General features: G+C 66.5%; 15 protein-coding genes. 5 read left to right on the plus strand and 10 right to left on the minus strand.

The features are described from left to right. Positions 1 to 34: 34 nt before the first annotated feature. Genes ABIR17_RS09150 through ABIR17_RS09165 form a run of 4 tightly spaced genes read right to left on the minus strand, consistent with a single transcriptional unit; the run spans position 35 to position 3,690 of the window. Positions 35 to 1,540: a hypothetical protein gene (locus ABIR17_RS09150; RefSeq protein ID WP_348004070.1), complete on the minus strand. Its 1,506-nt coding sequence runs from the start codon at positions 1,538 to 1,540 to the stop codon at positions 35 to 37. After that, the gene (nadD, locus tag ABIR17_RS09155; protein ID WP_348004071.1) at positions 1,537 to 2,169 is read right to left on the minus strand and encodes a nicotinate-nucleotide adenylyltransferase; all 633 of its coding nucleotides are present in this window, start codon (positions 2,167 to 2,169) and stop codon (positions 1,537 to 1,539) included. The genes ABIR17_RS09150 and nadD overlap by 4 nt, the downstream gene beginning before the upstream one ends. 13 nt (positions 2,170 to 2,182) lie before the next feature. Continuing rightward, positions 2,183 to 2,383, minus strand: coding sequence for a hypothetical protein (locus ABIR17_RS09160; RefSeq protein WP_348004072.1), 201 nt, complete (start codon positions 2,381 to 2,383; stop codon positions 2,183 to 2,185). Positions 2,384 to 2,424: 41 nt separating this feature from the next. Continuing rightward, the gene (locus tag ABIR17_RS09165; protein WP_348004073.1) at positions 2,425 to 3,690 is read right to left on the minus strand and encodes a glutamate-5-semialdehyde dehydrogenase; all 1,266 of its coding nucleotides are present in this window, start codon (positions 3,688 to 3,690) and stop codon (positions 2,425 to 2,427) included. Between the two features lie 46 nt (positions 3,691 to 3,736). Here ABIR17_RS09165 and ABIR17_RS09170 point away from each other — a divergent pair, with 46 nt between their 5' ends. Next, the gene (locus tag ABIR17_RS09170) at positions 3,737 to 4,942 is read left to right on the plus strand and encodes an MFS transporter (protein WP_348004074.1); all 1,206 of its coding nucleotides are present in this window, start codon (positions 3,737 to 3,739) and stop codon (positions 4,940 to 4,942) included. On the opposite strand, the gene proB is transcribed toward ABIR17_RS09170, so the two are convergent. The 5 genes from proB to ABIR17_RS09195 all read right to left on the minus strand — a co-directional run bounded on the left by proB (position 4,926) and on the right by ABIR17_RS09195 (position 8,645). Beyond that, positions 4,926 to 5,699 (minus strand): glutamate 5-kinase, encoded by a 774-nt coding sequence (gene proB / locus ABIR17_RS09175; RefSeq protein ID WP_348004075.1) that lies wholly within the window; start codon positions 5,697 to 5,699, stop codon positions 4,926 to 4,928. The genes ABIR17_RS09170 and proB overlap by 17 nt on opposite strands. Further along, positions 5,696 to 7,237 carry a GTPase ObgE gene (obgE, locus tag ABIR17_RS09180; RefSeq protein ID WP_348004076.1) on the minus strand — a complete coding sequence of 514 codons (1,542 nt, stop codon included), beginning with the start codon at positions 7,235 to 7,237 and terminating at the stop codon, positions 5,696 to 5,698. Before obgE ends, proB begins: the two co-directional genes overlap by 4 nt. Positions 7,238 to 7,341: 104 nt before the next feature. Continuing rightward, a complete protein-coding gene (gene rpmA / locus ABIR17_RS09185; RefSeq protein ID WP_348004077.1) occupies positions 7,342 to 7,617 on the minus strand; it encodes a 50S ribosomal protein L27 in 276 nt (91 codons plus the stop codon). Positions 7,618 to 7,629: 12 nt separating this feature from the next. Further along, positions 7,630 to 7,938 (minus strand): 50S ribosomal protein L21, encoded by a 309-nt coding sequence (gene rplU, locus ABIR17_RS09190; RefSeq protein WP_348004078.1) that lies wholly within the window; start codon positions 7,936 to 7,938, stop codon positions 7,630 to 7,632. 140 nt (positions 7,939 to 8,078) lie between these two features. Beyond that, a complete protein-coding gene (locus ABIR17_RS09195; protein WP_348004079.1) occupies positions 8,079 to 8,645 on the minus strand; it encodes a hypothetical protein in 567 nt (188 codons plus the stop codon). Between the two features lie 33 nt (positions 8,646 to 8,678). On the opposite strand from ABIR17_RS09195, the gene ABIR17_RS09200 reads away from it, so the two are divergent. Next, a complete protein-coding gene (locus ABIR17_RS09200; RefSeq protein ID WP_348004080.1) occupies positions 8,679 to 8,966 on the plus strand; it encodes a DUF4031 domain-containing protein in 288 nt (95 codons plus the stop codon). Between the two features lie 11 nt (positions 8,967 to 8,977). Here ABIR17_RS09200 and ABIR17_RS09205 read toward each other — a convergent pair whose 3' ends face one another. Continuing rightward, positions 8,978 to 11,398, minus strand: coding sequence for an Rne/Rng family ribonuclease (locus ABIR17_RS09205; protein WP_348004081.1), 2,421 nt, complete (start codon positions 11,396 to 11,398; stop codon positions 8,978 to 8,980). Between the two features lie 374 nt (positions 11,399 to 11,772). Between ABIR17_RS09205 and ABIR17_RS09210 the strand changes: the two genes are divergently transcribed. The 3 genes from ABIR17_RS09210 to ABIR17_RS09220 all read left to right on the plus strand — a co-directional run bounded on the left by ABIR17_RS09210 (position 11,773) and on the right by ABIR17_RS09220 (position 14,420). Further along, a complete protein-coding gene (locus ABIR17_RS09210) occupies positions 11,773 to 12,381 on the plus strand; it encodes a vitamin K epoxide reductase family protein (protein ID WP_348004082.1) in 609 nt (202 codons plus the stop codon). 52 nt (positions 12,382 to 12,433) lie between these two features. Next, positions 12,434 to 13,348, plus strand: coding sequence for a thioredoxin domain-containing protein (locus ABIR17_RS09215; RefSeq protein ID WP_348004083.1), 915 nt, complete (start codon positions 12,434 to 12,436; stop codon positions 13,346 to 13,348). Between the two features lie 127 nt (positions 13,349 to 13,475). After that, entirely contained in the window at positions 13,476 to 14,420 is a 945-nt protein-coding gene (locus tag ABIR17_RS09220; protein WP_348004084.1) for a hypothetical protein, read from the plus strand. Positions 14,421 to 14,459: the final 39 nt, after the last annotated feature.

Genomic DNA, 14,459 nt, shown 5'->3' on the forward strand with positions numbered 1-14,459 from the left:
TGTCCTTCGATAGTGAGTGGGTCGAAGCGGGCGATCAGAGCACGCCCGTCGCGAAAGCTACGACCAGCAAGACGACAACGACAACGACCATGGCGGATGCCGAGATGATCAGCGCGGTCAGCGCACGGTTGGCGCGGTGCGGCTTCTGGGTGGTGATCACGGCACGGCTTCCCGTGTTGCTCGAGACCGCTTTGATCGCGCGGATCGGCACCGAGTCGGTGTTGACCATCTGGTGGTCGCCGGCGTCGAGGAGGTGGTCAATGTCGGACTCGTCAATGGGCGAATGAGCGCCGATCGAGGAGAGCGAGCTCGGCAGACTGATCGAACCCGTCAACATCACCTCGCCTGTCGACATGTCGTGCCCGGGGATCGAGGGCAGAACGAGGGCGCTCGTGGTCAGCGCGCCGGAACGCACCGTTCGCGACACCCTCGTCTCGCTGACCTGAACGCGGTCGTCGATGTCGCCCTGATTGGTCCAGTGTCCGATGGGGCGTTCGCCCGTCGTCGGCATGGCAGCGGGGGCGACCGGTTCGGGCGCCTGCTCGGGCTGAACGAACTGCTGGGGCGCAAGTTGCTGGGGCGCAAGTTGCACGGGCGCCTGGTGTTCGGGCGCCTGCCGCTCGGGCGCAAGTTGCACGGGCTGAACAAACTGTTGCGGCTGCTCGGGCGGCGCATAGTGCTGCGGTTCGACCAGCTGATACGGCTGCTGCGGCTGCACATCCTGCTGGGGCGGGGCGGCTGCGGGAGCAGGCTGTCCATACAGGGCGCTGAACGAGGCGAGGCCGTCTTCCGGAGCCGGTTCGACGGCGGCGCGGCGAAGTCGACGTGACGTGCCCGCGGCGGCCGGTGTCTCTACAACCGGTGCCTCTGCAACCGGTGCCTCAGCAACCCGTGCCTGAGCGACCGGAGCCGCTACGACGGGTGCCTCAGCGGCCGGTGCGGAGTCGTAGGGCGCTGACTCGGGGGACGTGACGGTGATGCCCGCCGCGCCCCGGATCGCGCGAAGCTCGCGGCGCGAGAGAGTCTCTTCCCGCGGCTCGCGCGCGAGCGCAGCGGCGAGCGATCCGCGGACCGCATCGGGAATCTGAACAGAGGAGCGCGCCTGCGTCTGATAGTCGACGACGCCCTGGTCGCGGTCGGCGTCGAGGCCATCGCGGTCGTACTCGGGAGACCAGGCCGGCGGTGCCGTGCGAGCCTCGGGACTGAAATCGCGGGGGCGGAAGGCCGGTGCCGGCGCCGGTGCCGGCGCCTGTGCCTGTGCCTGTGCCTGTGCCTGTGCCTGTGCTGGTACTACCGGAGCCTGCGCTTCGGGGGCGGCGGATTCGCGCGGCGGTTCGGCGGCGCGACGGCCGCGGTTCTGCGCTCCGTCGTAGCCGGGCAGCGCGGGGCGATTCTGTGTGACGTAGCTGAGCGGTTCACCGGCGCCAGCCGCGGCGCGCGGAAGCTGCGGCGGGGTAAACGTGGGGGCCGAGAATTCAGCTCGCTCACCCTGCCGGGAGGCGCGTCGCGATTGCAACGGCGGATCCTGGTAAGTGGTCATGCCTTGTCTCCAATGGCGATGTCTCCGACAGCGGTACTCCGGTACAGGTGGTGCTTGGAGATGTATTGCACAACACCATCGGGGACCAAGTACCACACCGGGAAACCCCGGCCGACTCGCCGTCGGCAATCCGTGGAGGAGATCGACAAGGCGGGTACCTCAAGGGAGCTTACGCCTTGCTCCGGTAATTCGCGAATACTCAGCGGATGCCCAGGACGCGAGACAGCGACGAAATGGGCCAGATCCCAGAGCTCTTCGACGTCTTTCCACTCGACGATTTGGGCGACCGCGTCGGCACCGGTGATGAAGAACAGCTCGGCATCCGGTCGCTGTTTCCGGATGTCGCGGAGGGTATCGATCGTGTACGTGGGGCCGCTGCGTTCGATGTCGACGCGGCTCACCGTGAACCGCGGATTGGATGCGGTGGCGATGACGGTCATCTCGTAGCGGCGCTCCGCATCCGTGACGGCGACCTTCATCCACGGCTCGCCGGTCGGCACGAAGACGACCTCGTCGAGGTTGAAGCTCTGCTGCACTTCGCTCGCGGCAACGAGGTGGCCGTGGTGAATCGGATCGAAGGTGCCGCCCATGACACCGACTCGAAGTCGGCGCGCGGCGCCCGTGGTCACGATCCCGGGGCCCTTAGTGGTGCGCGTCCTGATGCGCCGCGGCGGCCGCGTCGGTCTTGTTCGCGTGACGGTGTGCGACGTCGCGGAAGCTCCAGGTGATGAGAGCGAGAAGGGCGAAGATGATGGCAACGATCAGCGGGAACCCCCAGGCAGGCAGCACCAGTTGGGCGAGCTCCTCGGGAGCGTCAACAAGAAGCAGGGTGGGCAGCATCATTCCTCCGGGATCAGCCTAGCCGTGGCAAACTGCGACCGCGTTCAGCTTCGGACCTGACCGCTGCCGCGCACGATCCATTTCGTACTCGTGAGTTCGGGCAAGCCCATCGGACCACGCGCATGCAGTTTCTGGGTCGAGATGCCGACTTCGGCGCCGAACCCGAACTCCCCGCCATCCGTGAACCGCGTGCTGGCGTTCACCATGACGACGGCCGAGTCGACCTCGGCGAGGAACCGTTCGGCGCGCGCCAGATCGTTGGTGACGATCGACTCGGTGTGGTGGGTCGAGAACCGGCGGATGTGCTCGAGCGCCGCATCCAGGTCATCGACGACGGCGACGTTCAGGTCGAGGCTCATGTGCTCGGTCGCCCAGTCCTCGTCGGTCGCGGGGATGGCATCCGGGAAGATCGCGCGGGTCGCCGCGTCGGCGTGCAGGGTGACCCCCTGCTGACGAAGGGCGCTCAACACGGGCGGAAGCAGCCGCGCGGCAGATCGGGAATCGACGAGCAGCGTTTCGAGGGCGTTGCACACGCTCGGCCGCTGCACCTTGGCGTTCACCGCGATCTCGGCAGCCATCGCCGCGTCGGCGCTCTCGTCGAGGAACAGGTGCACAACGCCGGCGCCGGTCTCGATCACCGGCACCTTCGACTCGCGCACGACCGTGTCGATGAGGTCGGCACTGCCCCGGGGAATCAGCACGTCAACTTTGCCTCGGGCCTGCATCAGGAGCGTTCCGCCTTCGCGGCCGAACTCGTCGATCGTCTGCACGGCATCGCCCGGGAGTCCGGCGCTTTCGAGGGCCTCCTGAAGCAGTTCGACCAGCACCCCGTTGGTGTTGAACGCCGCCCGGCCGCCCCGCAGCACGACGGCGTTGCCGCTCTTGAGCGCCAGGCTGGCGATGTCGATCGTCACGTTGGGACGGGCTTCGTAGATGGCGCCGACAACTCCGAATGGCACCCGCACCTGGCTGAGCAACAGACCGTTCGGAAGAGTCGAGCCGCGCACCACGACGCCGACCGGGTCGGGCAGAGTGGCGATCTGACGCACGGCGTCGGCGAGCGTTGTCAGCCTCGCGGGGTCGAGCTTGAGGCGGTCCTGGAGCCCCGCGGAAAGTCCGCTTTCGCGGCCATTCGCGAGGTCGAGCTCGTTGGCCGGCAGGATGCGATCGGCCCCGTTCTCGATGGCTGTCGCGATCGCTTCGAGGCCGGCATCCTTCGCGGCGGATGCCGTGGTCGCCAGGGTGCGCGCGGCGACGCGGGCGCGGTCGAGTTTCGCGTCGATCGAGGTCGCCAAAACCGGAGTGGACATACGCGCGATTCTACGGGCGGCCGACGGCAGGAGCAGGATGGGAGGGATGACCACCGCGGCTCCCCCGATCCCCTGGCCGCGGCGGCCTCGAGCGTGGCTCATGCTCGCGGTCGGCGGCGGGTCGCAGGCCACGACCGCACTCCTCATCTCGATCCCGGCGTATCTGTTTCCCCTCCTGCACACGCGCCGCGGCCTGTCGCTCGCGGAAGTGGGCCTGCTCGCGACCGCGCCGAGCGTCGGGGTGCTGCTCACCCTGATCCTCTGGGGTGCGGCGACCGACCGTTGGGGCGAGCGAGTAGTGCTGGTCACCGGCCTCGTCGTCGCGGTCGCCGGGGCGGCAGCCGCCGCCCTCGCACCGGACTATCTGACCCTGGGTCTCGCTCTCGGGCTGTGCGGCATCGGAGCGGCTGCGACGAGCGCGACCAGTGGACGCGTCGTGATCGGCTGGTTCCCGGCGTCCCGTCGGGGGCTCGCAATGGGACTGCGTCAGATGGCTCTTCCGCTCGGCACTGCAGCGGGCGCCCTCATCGTTCCTGCCCTCACCACGCACAACGAGCTCTGGCCCGCCTTCGTCGTCGCGGGTTCGATCGTCGCGGTCGCAGCAGCGGCGAGCGCACTGTTCATCGTCAATCCGCCGCGGCCATCGCGCCCGACGGATGTCGAAGGCCGCCCGGCAAACCCGTATCGGGGCGATTCGATACTGGCCCGCATCCACGCCGTGTCTGCCCTGCTCGTCGTGCCGCAGTACGCGCTCGCGACCTTTGGGCTGGTCTGGCTGATCGTCGACCAGGGGTGGGATCCGCTCGCCGCGGGATTGCTCGTCGCAGGCTCCCAACTGATCGGAGCCGGCGGACGGGTGGGAGTCGGCATCCTGAGCGACCGGGTCGGGAGTCGGCTGAAGCCGCTGCGCTGGGTCGCCCTCGCCGGCATCCCGCTGGTGCTGCTCACCGCTGGCGCCGGAGCACTGCACTGGGCGCCCGCCGTCGGGCTGTTCTACGTGCTGGCTTCGGCCGTCAGCGTCGCCGACAACGGGCTCGCGTTCACCGCGGTGGCCGAGATCGCGGGGTCGCAGTGGTCGGGACGTGCGCTCGGCGCTCAAAACACCGGTCAGTTCATTGCGGCTGCCCTGGTCGCCCCACTCTTCGGTTTGCTCATCACGGCCGTCGGATACTCCTGGGCGTTCGCGATCGTCGCGGCCTTCCCGACCGCCGCGCTCCCTCTGGTGCCGAAGGACGCTACGCCCGAGCGTTGAACCAGGTACCGGTCTCTTCGCCGGCGAGGGCGACAGCGACGTTGGCGGTCGAGGTGAGCAACACCGGGATGCCGGCGGCGGCGGCGTGCTTCGCGGCGGCAATCTTGGTGCCCGCTCCCCCGGTACCGACCCCGGCAGCGCCGATCGGCCCCAGTTCGACACCCGAGAGGTCGTCGTCGAACGGCACCTCGGGGATCGGGCGGGCGCCGGGTTCCGACGGCGGTCGCGTGTAGAGAGCGTCGACGTCGGAGAGCAGCACGAGCAGATCGGCGCCGACCAGTTCGCTCACCAGGGCGGCGAGCCGATCGTTGTCGCCGAAGCGGATCTCTTGCGTTGCCACAGTGTCGTTTTCGTTGACGATCGGCAGCACGCGCAGGTCGAGAAGCCGCTCCATCGCGCGCTGGGCGTTGGAACGGTGTGTGGGGTTCTCGAGGTCCCCCGCGGTCAACAAAATCTGGCCGGCCAGGATGCTGTAGCGGTCGAGGCTCGTCTGATACCGCCACATCAGGATGTTCTGTCCGACCGCGGCCGCAGCCTGCTGAGTGGCCAGGTCCTGAGGGCGTCCGCCGAGGTTGAGGATCGGCAGGGCACTCGCAATCGCACCCGACGAGACGAGCACGACCTCGACCCCCCGACGATACGTTGCGACGAGGGCGTCAACGAGGGGTTCGATCTGACCCGCGTTGTCACCACTGACCGAGGAGGAACCGACCTTCACGACGATCCGCTTAGCCGCCAGCACGGCATCCCGCGTCATTCCTCGTCCGCTCCCGATGCGCGGGCGTCGGTCTGCTCGTCTCCGACGTTCCAGATGCCGGCTTCGCGCTCGGCTTCGAGTTCGGCGCGCGCAGCAGCCTTGGCATCCATCCGCTCGAAGTACTCTTCGCGACGCTGGCCGCGGGTGGCCCGGCGGTTGTCGTCGAACCGGGAGTCGGTGCCGCGCGGGCTCGTGATGAGCTCGGCCGCCGACGTGAGCGTGGGCTCCCAGTCGAAGACCTGCCCGTCTCCTTCGCCGATAACGACGGCGGATCCGGGCACGGCGCCGTGCGCGAACAGAGCCTGCTCGATGCCGATCTTCGCCAGCCGGTCGGCGAGGAACCCGACAGCTTCCTCGTTGTTGAAGTCGGTCTGTTGAACCCAGCGCTCGGGCTTCTCCCCCAGCACGCGGTACAGCGTCTCGGTGCCGCCCTCGACACGGATCGTGAACTCGATCGCGTCGACGGCCTTCGGACGCAGGATGATGCGGGGCTTTGCCAGCGCGGCCGCGACGCGGGCAACCCGGTCAACCTCCACGAGTTCGGCGAGGGCGAACGACAGTTCGCGAAGACCCTCGCGGGTCACGGCCGAGATTTCGAAGACCCGGTAGCCGCGCGCCTCGAGGTCGGGACGCACCATCTCTGCCAGGTCGCGGGCATCGGGAACGTCAACCTTGTTGAGCGCGATCAGCTGCGGACGCTCGAGCAACGGCACTTGCCCCTCGGGCACCGGGTAGGCGCCCAGCTCGCCGAGGATGACATCCAAATCGCTGAGCGGATCGCGTCCGGGCTCAAGCGTGGCGCAGTCGATCACGTGCAGCAGGGCGGAACACCGCTCGACGTGACGCAGGAACTCGAGCCCGAGACCCTTGCCCTCGCTGGCGCCCTCGATCAGCCCGGGAACGTCCGCCACGGTGTAACGCGTCGACCCGGATTCGACGACCCCCAGGTTCGGGTGCAGGGTCGTGAAGGGGTAGTCGGCGATCTTCGGCCGCGCGGCCGACATCGCGGCGACGAGGCTCGATTTGCCCGCGCTCGGGAATCCGACCAGCGCGACATCTGCCACGGTCTTCAGCTCGAGGAGGACATCGCCCTCCCAGCCGTAGGTGCCCAGCAGCGCGAACCCGGGCGCCTTGCGCTTGGTGCTCGCGAGCGCGGAGTTTCCGAGACCACCCTGGCCACCGGGGGCGACGACAATGCGCATTCCCGGCTCGTCGAGGTCGGCGAGCAGCACACCGTCGGGAGTCGAGACGACGGTGCCGATCGGAACCGCGAGCTCAAGAGACTCGCCGCTCGCGCCGGCACGGTGATCGCCCATCCCCGGACCGCCGTTGCCGCTGGAGCGGTGCGGCCCGCGGTGGTAGCTGAGGAGCGTCGTGACCTGAGGGTCGGCGACGAGAGTGATGTCGCCACCGTGCCCACCGTTGCCGCCGTCAGGTCCGGCGAGCGGCTTGAACTTCTCGCGGCGCACCGAAACGCAGCCGTGGCCGCCGTGACCTGCCCGCAGATGGAGCGTCACCTCGTCGACGAAGGTCGTCATGCGGTGTCACTCCTTCCGAGCAGATCGGGCTGAAACGCAGATTGGGCTGAAACGCAACGAAGGGCGGACCGAAGTCCGCCCTCGTCGAAATCGATGGTGGGGCGTCAGGCCGCCGGAACGACCGCAGCGACCGCCGCGACGATGTTGACAACCTTGCGGCGGCCCTTCTGGCCGAACTGCACAGCGCCCGCAGAAAGCGCGAACAGAGTGTCGTCCTTGCCACGGCCGACGTTGGCGCCGGGGTGGAAGTGAGTGCCGCGCTGACGAACGATGATTTCGCCGGCCTTGACGACCTGGCCGCCGAAGCGCTTGACGCCGAGGTACTGGGCATTCGAGTCACGCCCGTTGCGGGTGGATGATGCGCCCTTTTTGTGTGCCATGTCTGTCAGCCCCTACTTGATGCCGGTGATCTTGACGCGGGTGAGGTCAGCGCGGAAACCCTGGCGCTTCTTGTACCCGGTCTTGTTCTTGAACTTCTGGATGACGATCTTCGGGCCGCGCTCGTCACCGACGACCTCGGCCGTGACGGTGATCTTCGCGAGCGCCTTGGCCTCGTGGGTGATCGTGTCTCCGTCGACAAGCAGCACCGGCGTCAACTGGATGTTTCCATCCTTGTCGCCCGCGATGCGGTCGAGAACGACGATGGTGCCGACCTCAACCTTTTCTTGACGCCCACCGGCGCGCACGATTGCGTAAACCACGAAGAATCCTTTGTTAGGGAAGATTTCGGGTGCATCCTCCGCTGAGCGAAGAGTCTGTTGAGCAAACAGAGCCCGGCACCTGCCGGGAGCACACCAAGGGTCGAGTTTAGCGCCAAAACGGGCGAACTATCAAACGCAGCTCAGACCTCGTCGAGCGTGCCGCTCACCTTGTAGTCGAGGGGATGCCGCTGAAGCCATCCCCAGAGCAAAATCGCGCCAAGAACGACCACGGGAAGCACGTTCACCAACACGCTGAGAGACCGGAACGCCAGCACCGCCGGGGAGGTTGGCCCCGACGTGTCGGTGGAGCCCAGCATCGATCCGGCCACCTCAATCCCCCAGACCGCGAGAGCGTAAGCCAGGGTGACGACGAACAGCAGCAGTGCCCCCACCGTTGCGGCGAGCACCGCTCTGGTCACGACATGTCCCAGGCGCAGGCTGGCCGCGATCGGGGCGATCTGCCAGAAACACAGGAATACTCCGAGGGCGATCGGCAGCGGACCGGCCAGCGACCCCACGAGCTGGGTCGACCAGATCGATCCAAAGAATCGCCCGTCAACAACGGGGTCGGCGATTACCGCAAGGGAAGAAAACGTAGCGCCGAGGAAGCCCAGCACGATCAGGGCGACGAAAATGCCCACGGCGGTCATCAGTGCCGGCAACGCGCCGCGACGCTTGAGAACTCGGGCGACATCCTGCTCGGTCATGGGGCCAGGTTAGCCAGGGCGCAGACTATCCAGGTGATTCTCATCGATGAGCCCGTCTGGCCGGCTCATGCCACGGTCTGGGCGCACCTCGTGAGTGACGCGTCGTATGCCGAGTTGCACGCCTTCGCGAAGGCGGCCGGCATCCCGCCACGAGCGTTCGACAACGACCACTACGACGTGCCGCGGGAACGCTGGAACGAACTCGTCGAGCGTGGCGCACTGCCGGTCACCGGGCGCGAGCTATTGCGTCGGCTTCAGCACGCCGGTCTGCGGGTGCGGCAGAAAGACAAGTCGCCGAAAGACCCCCGCTCCGCGCACTGAGAGCCTCTCAACTACTCCGTCGGCGTGGTCGGCGTGACGTTCCCGCCGGTTGAGGCGCGACGCGATCCGCGGCGGCCCTGACCGGGCTGCTTCGGCTCGGGCAGAGCCTCCAGGACGGACCCGAGGATGTCTTCGGCGTCCTTCGGGCTCACTCGACGGGTACTGCGCGACGCCTTGGCGACCGGGATATCGAGGATCTGGATGGCCGTCTCGGCCGCAGCAACCGCAACTGTCTGCGCGGATGCCTCACCCTCGGCGTGGACGACAGTGCTCTTGGCGATCTGGGCGAGGGCGTTCTTGACGTCCTCAGTGATCGCGTGGGTGCCTGTCGAGCCGACGCCGTTCTTGACGCCCGAACTCGCAACGCCGGCCAGTCCGCTGCCGCTTCCGCCACCGCGACCGCGACGACTGCGCGACGATGCCGACGACGACGACGCAGGAGCGCCACCACCGTTGCTCGACGATCCTTCGTTTCCCGCACGGTGCTTGAACACCGGGTCGTGATGGATGATGAGCCCGCGTCCGGCACAGACCTCACAGCTCTCGCTGAACGATTCCAGCAGGCCGAGTCCGAGCTTCTTGCGGGTCATCTGCACGAGCCCGAGAGACGTGACCTCCGCGACCTGATGCTTCGTGCGGTCGCGTGAGAGGCACTCCACCATCCGGCGCAGGACGAGGTCTCGGTTGGACTCGAGCACCATGTCGATGAAGTCGATGACGATGATGCCGCCAATGTCACGCAACCGCAGTTGGCGCACGATCTCTTCGGCGGCCTCGAGGTTGTTCTTCGTCACGGTCTCTTCGAGGTTGCCACCCGAGCCGACGAACTTGCCGGTGTTGACGTCGACAACCGTCATCGCTTCGGTGCGGTCGATGACCAGCGAACCGCCCGACGGCAGCCAGACCTTGCGGTCGAGGGCTTTGTCGATCTGCTCGCTGACGCGCATCTTGTCGAATGAGTCGACCTGATCGTCGTACTTTTCGAGCCGGTCGACCAGATCGGGTGCCACGGCGTCGAGGTAGCCCTGAATAGTTGCCAGAGCGTCGTCGCCCTCAACCACGAGCTTGTGGAAGTCCTCGTTGAAGACATCCCGAACGATCTTCAACAGCAGGTCGGGTTCGCTGTGCAGCAGAGCCGGCGCCGGTTGGGTCTGCACGGCGTGATCGATTTCGGTCCACTGCGTGATGAGACGTTGCACGTCGAGCGTCAACTGCTCTTCGGTCGCGCCCTCGGCGGCGGTGCGCACGATGACGCCCACCTCGTCCGGGAGCACCTCCTTGAGGATGCGCTTCAGGCGTGCCCGCTCGGTGTCGGGGAGTTTGCGGCTGATGCCGTTCATCGACCCGTTGGGCACGTAAACCAGGTAGCGACCGGGGAGCGAGACCTGCGAGGTCAGGCGGGCACCCTTGTGACCGACCGGATCCTTCGTGACCTGCACCAGCAACTTGTCGCCGGGCTTGAGCGCCAGTTCGATCTTGCGCGCCTGGTTCTTGTTACCGTCACCCTCGGCGGCAGCCGCGGCGGCCTCCCAGTCGACCTCGCCGGCGTAGAGGACGGCGTTACGGCCGCGACCGATGTCGACGAACGCGGCCTCCATCGACGGCAGCACGTTCTGCACGCGGCCGAGGTAGACGTTGCCGATCAGGCTGGCGTCGGCGGCCCGAGCGACGTAGTGCTCGACCAGCACGCCATCTTCGAGAACGGCGATCTGGATGCGGCCGTACTTGCTGCGCACGACCATGACTCGGTCGACACTTTCGCGGCGCGCGAGGAACTCGGCCTCGGTGATCACGGGACGACGGCGACCGGCATCCCGACCGTCGCGACGGCGCTGCTTCTTCGCCTCGAGACGGGTCGAGCCTTTGATCCGTTGCGGCTCGGTGATGAGCCTCGGTTCCTGCGGGGGGCGCGGCTGACGCACGCGCACGGTCGTGTTGGGCGCGTCATCGCCCTCCTGCGGACCCTCACCCGGGCGTCGACGCGACCGACGACGGGATGCCGTGCCGGTACCAGTACCTGACGCGGCGGGAGTCGCATCGTCGTCGGGGCCGTTCGCTCCAATCACAGGCGTCGGGATGGGAGGCGCCTGGAACAGGAGCGAGAAAGCGCCGGGCGCCACCTCGGCAGCGGCGGGTGCGGCAGCCGGCTTCGTGTCGACAGAGTTCTCAGTGCCGACGTTCTCAGTGCCGACGTTCTCAGTGTCGACCGACTCCTTCGCGACCGTGGCGGTGTCGTTGCGACCGAGAAGCGCTCTCTTCAGGCGCGACCCTTTCGCGGGAGCCGCGTCAGCGGCATCCTGAACGGTCTTGTCCTTCTTGATCCGCCCGCGCTTGGGCTTCTCGACAGTGTCATCGGCGACCGGGAGAATATCCATCTCGGATCCGGCCGACAGGTGCGCTACTGCGCTCTTGGGTGATCGCTTCTCCGCCATCGTTGGAGCTCTGCTTCCTCGACCGAAGGGGGCCGCGCCGCCCGTCGGTACTCTCTCGTGCGGGTCGCTCTGCGGTTCCCGCGAATTTTTGTGGACGGTGGTCACCGATTCCCTGAACGGTTCACGTTCCTGGTATGGGTACAGCGCCACCATGCGCTCTGTCACTGCGCTCGCTCTGTCACAGCGGATTCGGAACTGGCATCCGACACGGTGCGAAATGCTGTGTAGCAACACAGCGTCTGCACTCGCGGCCCGGTTCTGCGCCTATCGCCTTTGCGATTAGCACAGTGCCCGGTCAAGCTTTTCTGGTGCAACCGGGCGCGGCCCGATTGACTTGAGGTCAAGTATCACACGGGGGTTGCGATAATCACTCCGTGACCGACATCGAAACTCCGCGCCGCCCCCTCGCCATGGCAATCTTCCTGATCGTTGTTGGTGCGCTGGGCTGGTGGGCGGCCTTCCAGCTCACGATCGACAAGTTCCTCGTGCTCGAGAATCCCGACGCCGCCTTGAACTGCAACTTCAGCCTGATCGTGCAGTGCGGCAAGAACCTCTCGTCGTGGCAAGGCGCGGTGTTCGGCTTTTCCAACCCGCTGCTCGGGATGGGCGGATTCGTTGCACCGATTGCCGTCGGCGTCGGGCTGCTCGCCGGCGCCCGTTTCGCGCGCTGGTTCTGGGCGGCATTCAACGTCGGCATCCTCGGCGCACTCATCTTCATCGGCTGGCTGATCTCGCAGAGCATCTTCGTGCTCGGCACGCTCTGCCCGTGGTGCATGCTCGTCTGGCTCGTCACCATCCCGTTGTTCTGGGTCGTGACGTCGAGGAATCTGGCCGAGGGTGTCTTCGGGTCGCGTGCCGTGGGGTTCGGGAAAGGCCTGCGGTCGTGGGCAATCCCGGTGACCGTCGTGTGTTACGCCGTGGTGGCTCTGCTCGCCCAGCTGCGCCTCGACATCATCGGGCACCTCATGGTCGGCTCGCTCTGAGCTCCTCGCCTCTAAGCAGATCCATAGAACTCGACCGATAAGGTTTCCTCTCGTGGCTCAAGAACGTCAGACCAAGGACCAGCGTCGCGACGAAGCGCGCGAGATCGCTCGGATTGAGCGCGAAAAGCGCCAGAAGTCCGAGGCCCGCAACACGATCCTGATCCGCGGCGGCGTGACCGTTGCGATCGTCGCGGTGATTGCGGCCGTGGGCTGGGGCATTTGGATCGGCACGCGGCCCGAAGGCGCGGGACCGGCAAACATGGCGTCTGACGGCATCCTGTTAACCGGATCGAACGGGGCAATCACCCCGGTGACGACCGACGGCGTTCCGGCCGGTGCCGACCCGACGCCCACCGACCCCAAGAAGTACGACGTGCCGGTGCACATCGTCACCTACATCGACTTCGGTTGCCCGTTCTGCAACCAGTTCGAGACCGCCAACTCGGGGCAGATCCGCCAGCTGCTGCAAGACGGCCTCGGAACCCTCGAAGTACACCCGATCAACCTGTTGTCGACCAGCTTTCTCGGGTCGGGGTATTCGCTCCGGTCCGCGAACGCCGGTGCCTGCGTCGCGGCCTATGCGCCCGACAAGTTCCTCGACGTCAGCGACGCCTTCTTCAAGCAGCAGCCGGCGGAAAACACCGCGGGCCTGACGGATGCCGAGATTGTGACGCTGCTCGCGTCCGCGGGGGCGAGTTCCGACAAGATCACCTCCTGCGTCAACAACGAGGAGTTCAAGGGTTGGGTGAATGCCTCAACTACGCGCGTGCTGTCTGATCCCGCGCTCAAGAATCCGGGTTCCGGCAAGTTCGGCACCCCGACGATCATCGTCAATGGCGTCTTCTACCAGCCGAGCAACCTGAGCGACCCGCAGGAGTTCGCGACCTTCCTCACCAAGAACGCGGACTTCAGCTCGGGCGGTGGCGCGACGCCGTCGCCCACGCCGACCCCGACTCCGACTCCGTAGCGCGCTTCGCGTTCGGCTATTTGCCCAACTTTGCGGCTACTCCTCCACAGGAGTGCCCCAAGTCGGGCAAATAGCCGATCACGCGCGGCCCATCGGGAGCTACGAGCGCGCATAACAGCATCAGAGGATGACTCCTCGCGCACCCTTGCCGCTACCTGAGCCGCTTTGTGACGCAGCATTCACAACGGGCGATGCACGCAAGCACGGCGTCTCGCCCGATCGACTCCGAGCGCGCGACCTCGACGCCCGCGTCTACGGAATCCGAGCGCCGGCCGGATCCGCGGATGATCTCCGTAAACGCAGCCGGATGTTCGCCGCGCGTCTGCCTGAAGCGACATTCTTCAGCCACTCGACGGCGGCAAGACTTCTCGGCGCACCGCTGCCCCTGCGATTCGAGCGGATGACCTCACTTCATGCAACCGTCGAGGCGCCCGCTCGCGCACCGCACTCGAAGGGAGTGATCGGCCACAGCCGTCAGGTCTCTCCCGGCGACGTGCTCGTCGACGACGACGGGATTCGCCTCAGCTCAGCTCCGCGGATGTTGTGCGAGATGGCGAGCGTTCTCACAATTTCGGACCTGGTCGCGATCGCCGACCACATCATCCGACGCGGTTCGCCGCTTGCATCGCTGAAAGAACTATCCGCCCGAATCGAAGTGGGCGATCGCATCACTCGTTCACCGCGGCTCAGGTACGCGCTCGAACTCTGCGACGAGCGTGCGGAGTCTCGACCTGAGTCCATCCTTCGCGTCCTTCTCGATAAAGCAGGACTACCACCAGCCCGCATCAACCACGAGCTCGTGGACACCTCGTCGGGCCGCGAAATGCGAACCGACTTCGCTTTTCTTGAACTGATGTTCGCGATCGAATACCAGGGTGACTATCACCGGTCGCGAGAGCAATGGCGCCGAGACATGACGCGCCGCTCCCGACTCGAGGCTCTCGGTTGGTACGTCATGGAACTCAACGGCGACGACCTCCGCGACCCCGTCGAACTGGTCGCACGAGTGCGTACTGTCTTGGAGCGACAGTCGAGGCTATTTGCCCGACTTGAGGTCCACGACGGTCGCTGAAGGCCCGAAGTTGGGCAAATAGCCAACTACTCAGGAACC

Origin of the sequence: Pseudolysinimonas sp., assembly GCF_039912695.1 — a bacterium.
Taxonomy (GTDB): domain Bacteria; phylum Actinomycetota; class Actinomycetes; order Actinomycetales; family Microbacteriaceae; genus Pseudolysinimonas_A.

What these genes read in the sequence shown, in the direction of transcription:
- ABIR17_RS09170 (WP_348004074.1), top strand. Translation starts at nt 3,737, where the DNA reads ATGACCACCGCGGCTCCCCCGATCCCCTGGCCGCGGCGGCCTCGAGCG.
- ABIR17_RS09195 (WP_348004079.1), bottom strand. Translation starts at nt 8,645, where the DNA reads ATGACCGAGCAGGATGTCGCCCGAGTTCTCAAGCGTCGCGGCGCGTTG.
- ABIR17_RS09205 (WP_348004081.1), bottom strand. Translation starts at nt 11,398, where the DNA reads ATGGCGGAGAAGCGATCACCCAAGAGCGCAGTAGCGCACCTGTCGGCC.
- proB (WP_348004075.1), bottom strand. Translation starts at nt 5,699, where the DNA reads ATGACGCGGGATGCCGTGCTGGCGGCTAAGCGGATCGTCGTGAAGGTC.
- obgE (WP_348004076.1), bottom strand. Translation starts at nt 7,237, where the DNA reads ATGACGACCTTCGTCGACGAGGTGACGCTCCATCTGCGGGCAGGTCAC.
- ABIR17_RS09150 (WP_348004070.1), bottom strand. Translation starts at nt 1,540, where the DNA reads ATGACCACTTACCAGGATCCGCCGTTGCAATCGCGACGCGCCTCCCGG.
- ABIR17_RS09220 (WP_348004084.1), top strand. Translation starts at nt 13,476, where the DNA reads ATGACTCCTCGCGCACCCTTGCCGCTACCTGAGCCGCTTTGTGACGCA.
- ABIR17_RS09165 (WP_348004073.1), bottom strand. Translation starts at nt 3,690, where the DNA reads ATGTCCACTCCGGTTTTGGCGACCTCGATCGACGCGAAACTCGACCGC.
- rpmA (WP_348004077.1), bottom strand. Translation starts at nt 7,617, where the DNA reads ATGGCACACAAAAAGGGCGCATCATCCACCCGCAACGGGCGTGACTCG.
- ABIR17_RS09160 (WP_348004072.1), bottom strand. Translation starts at nt 2,383, where the DNA reads ATGATGCTGCCCACCCTGCTTCTTGTTGACGCTCCCGAGGAGCTCGCC.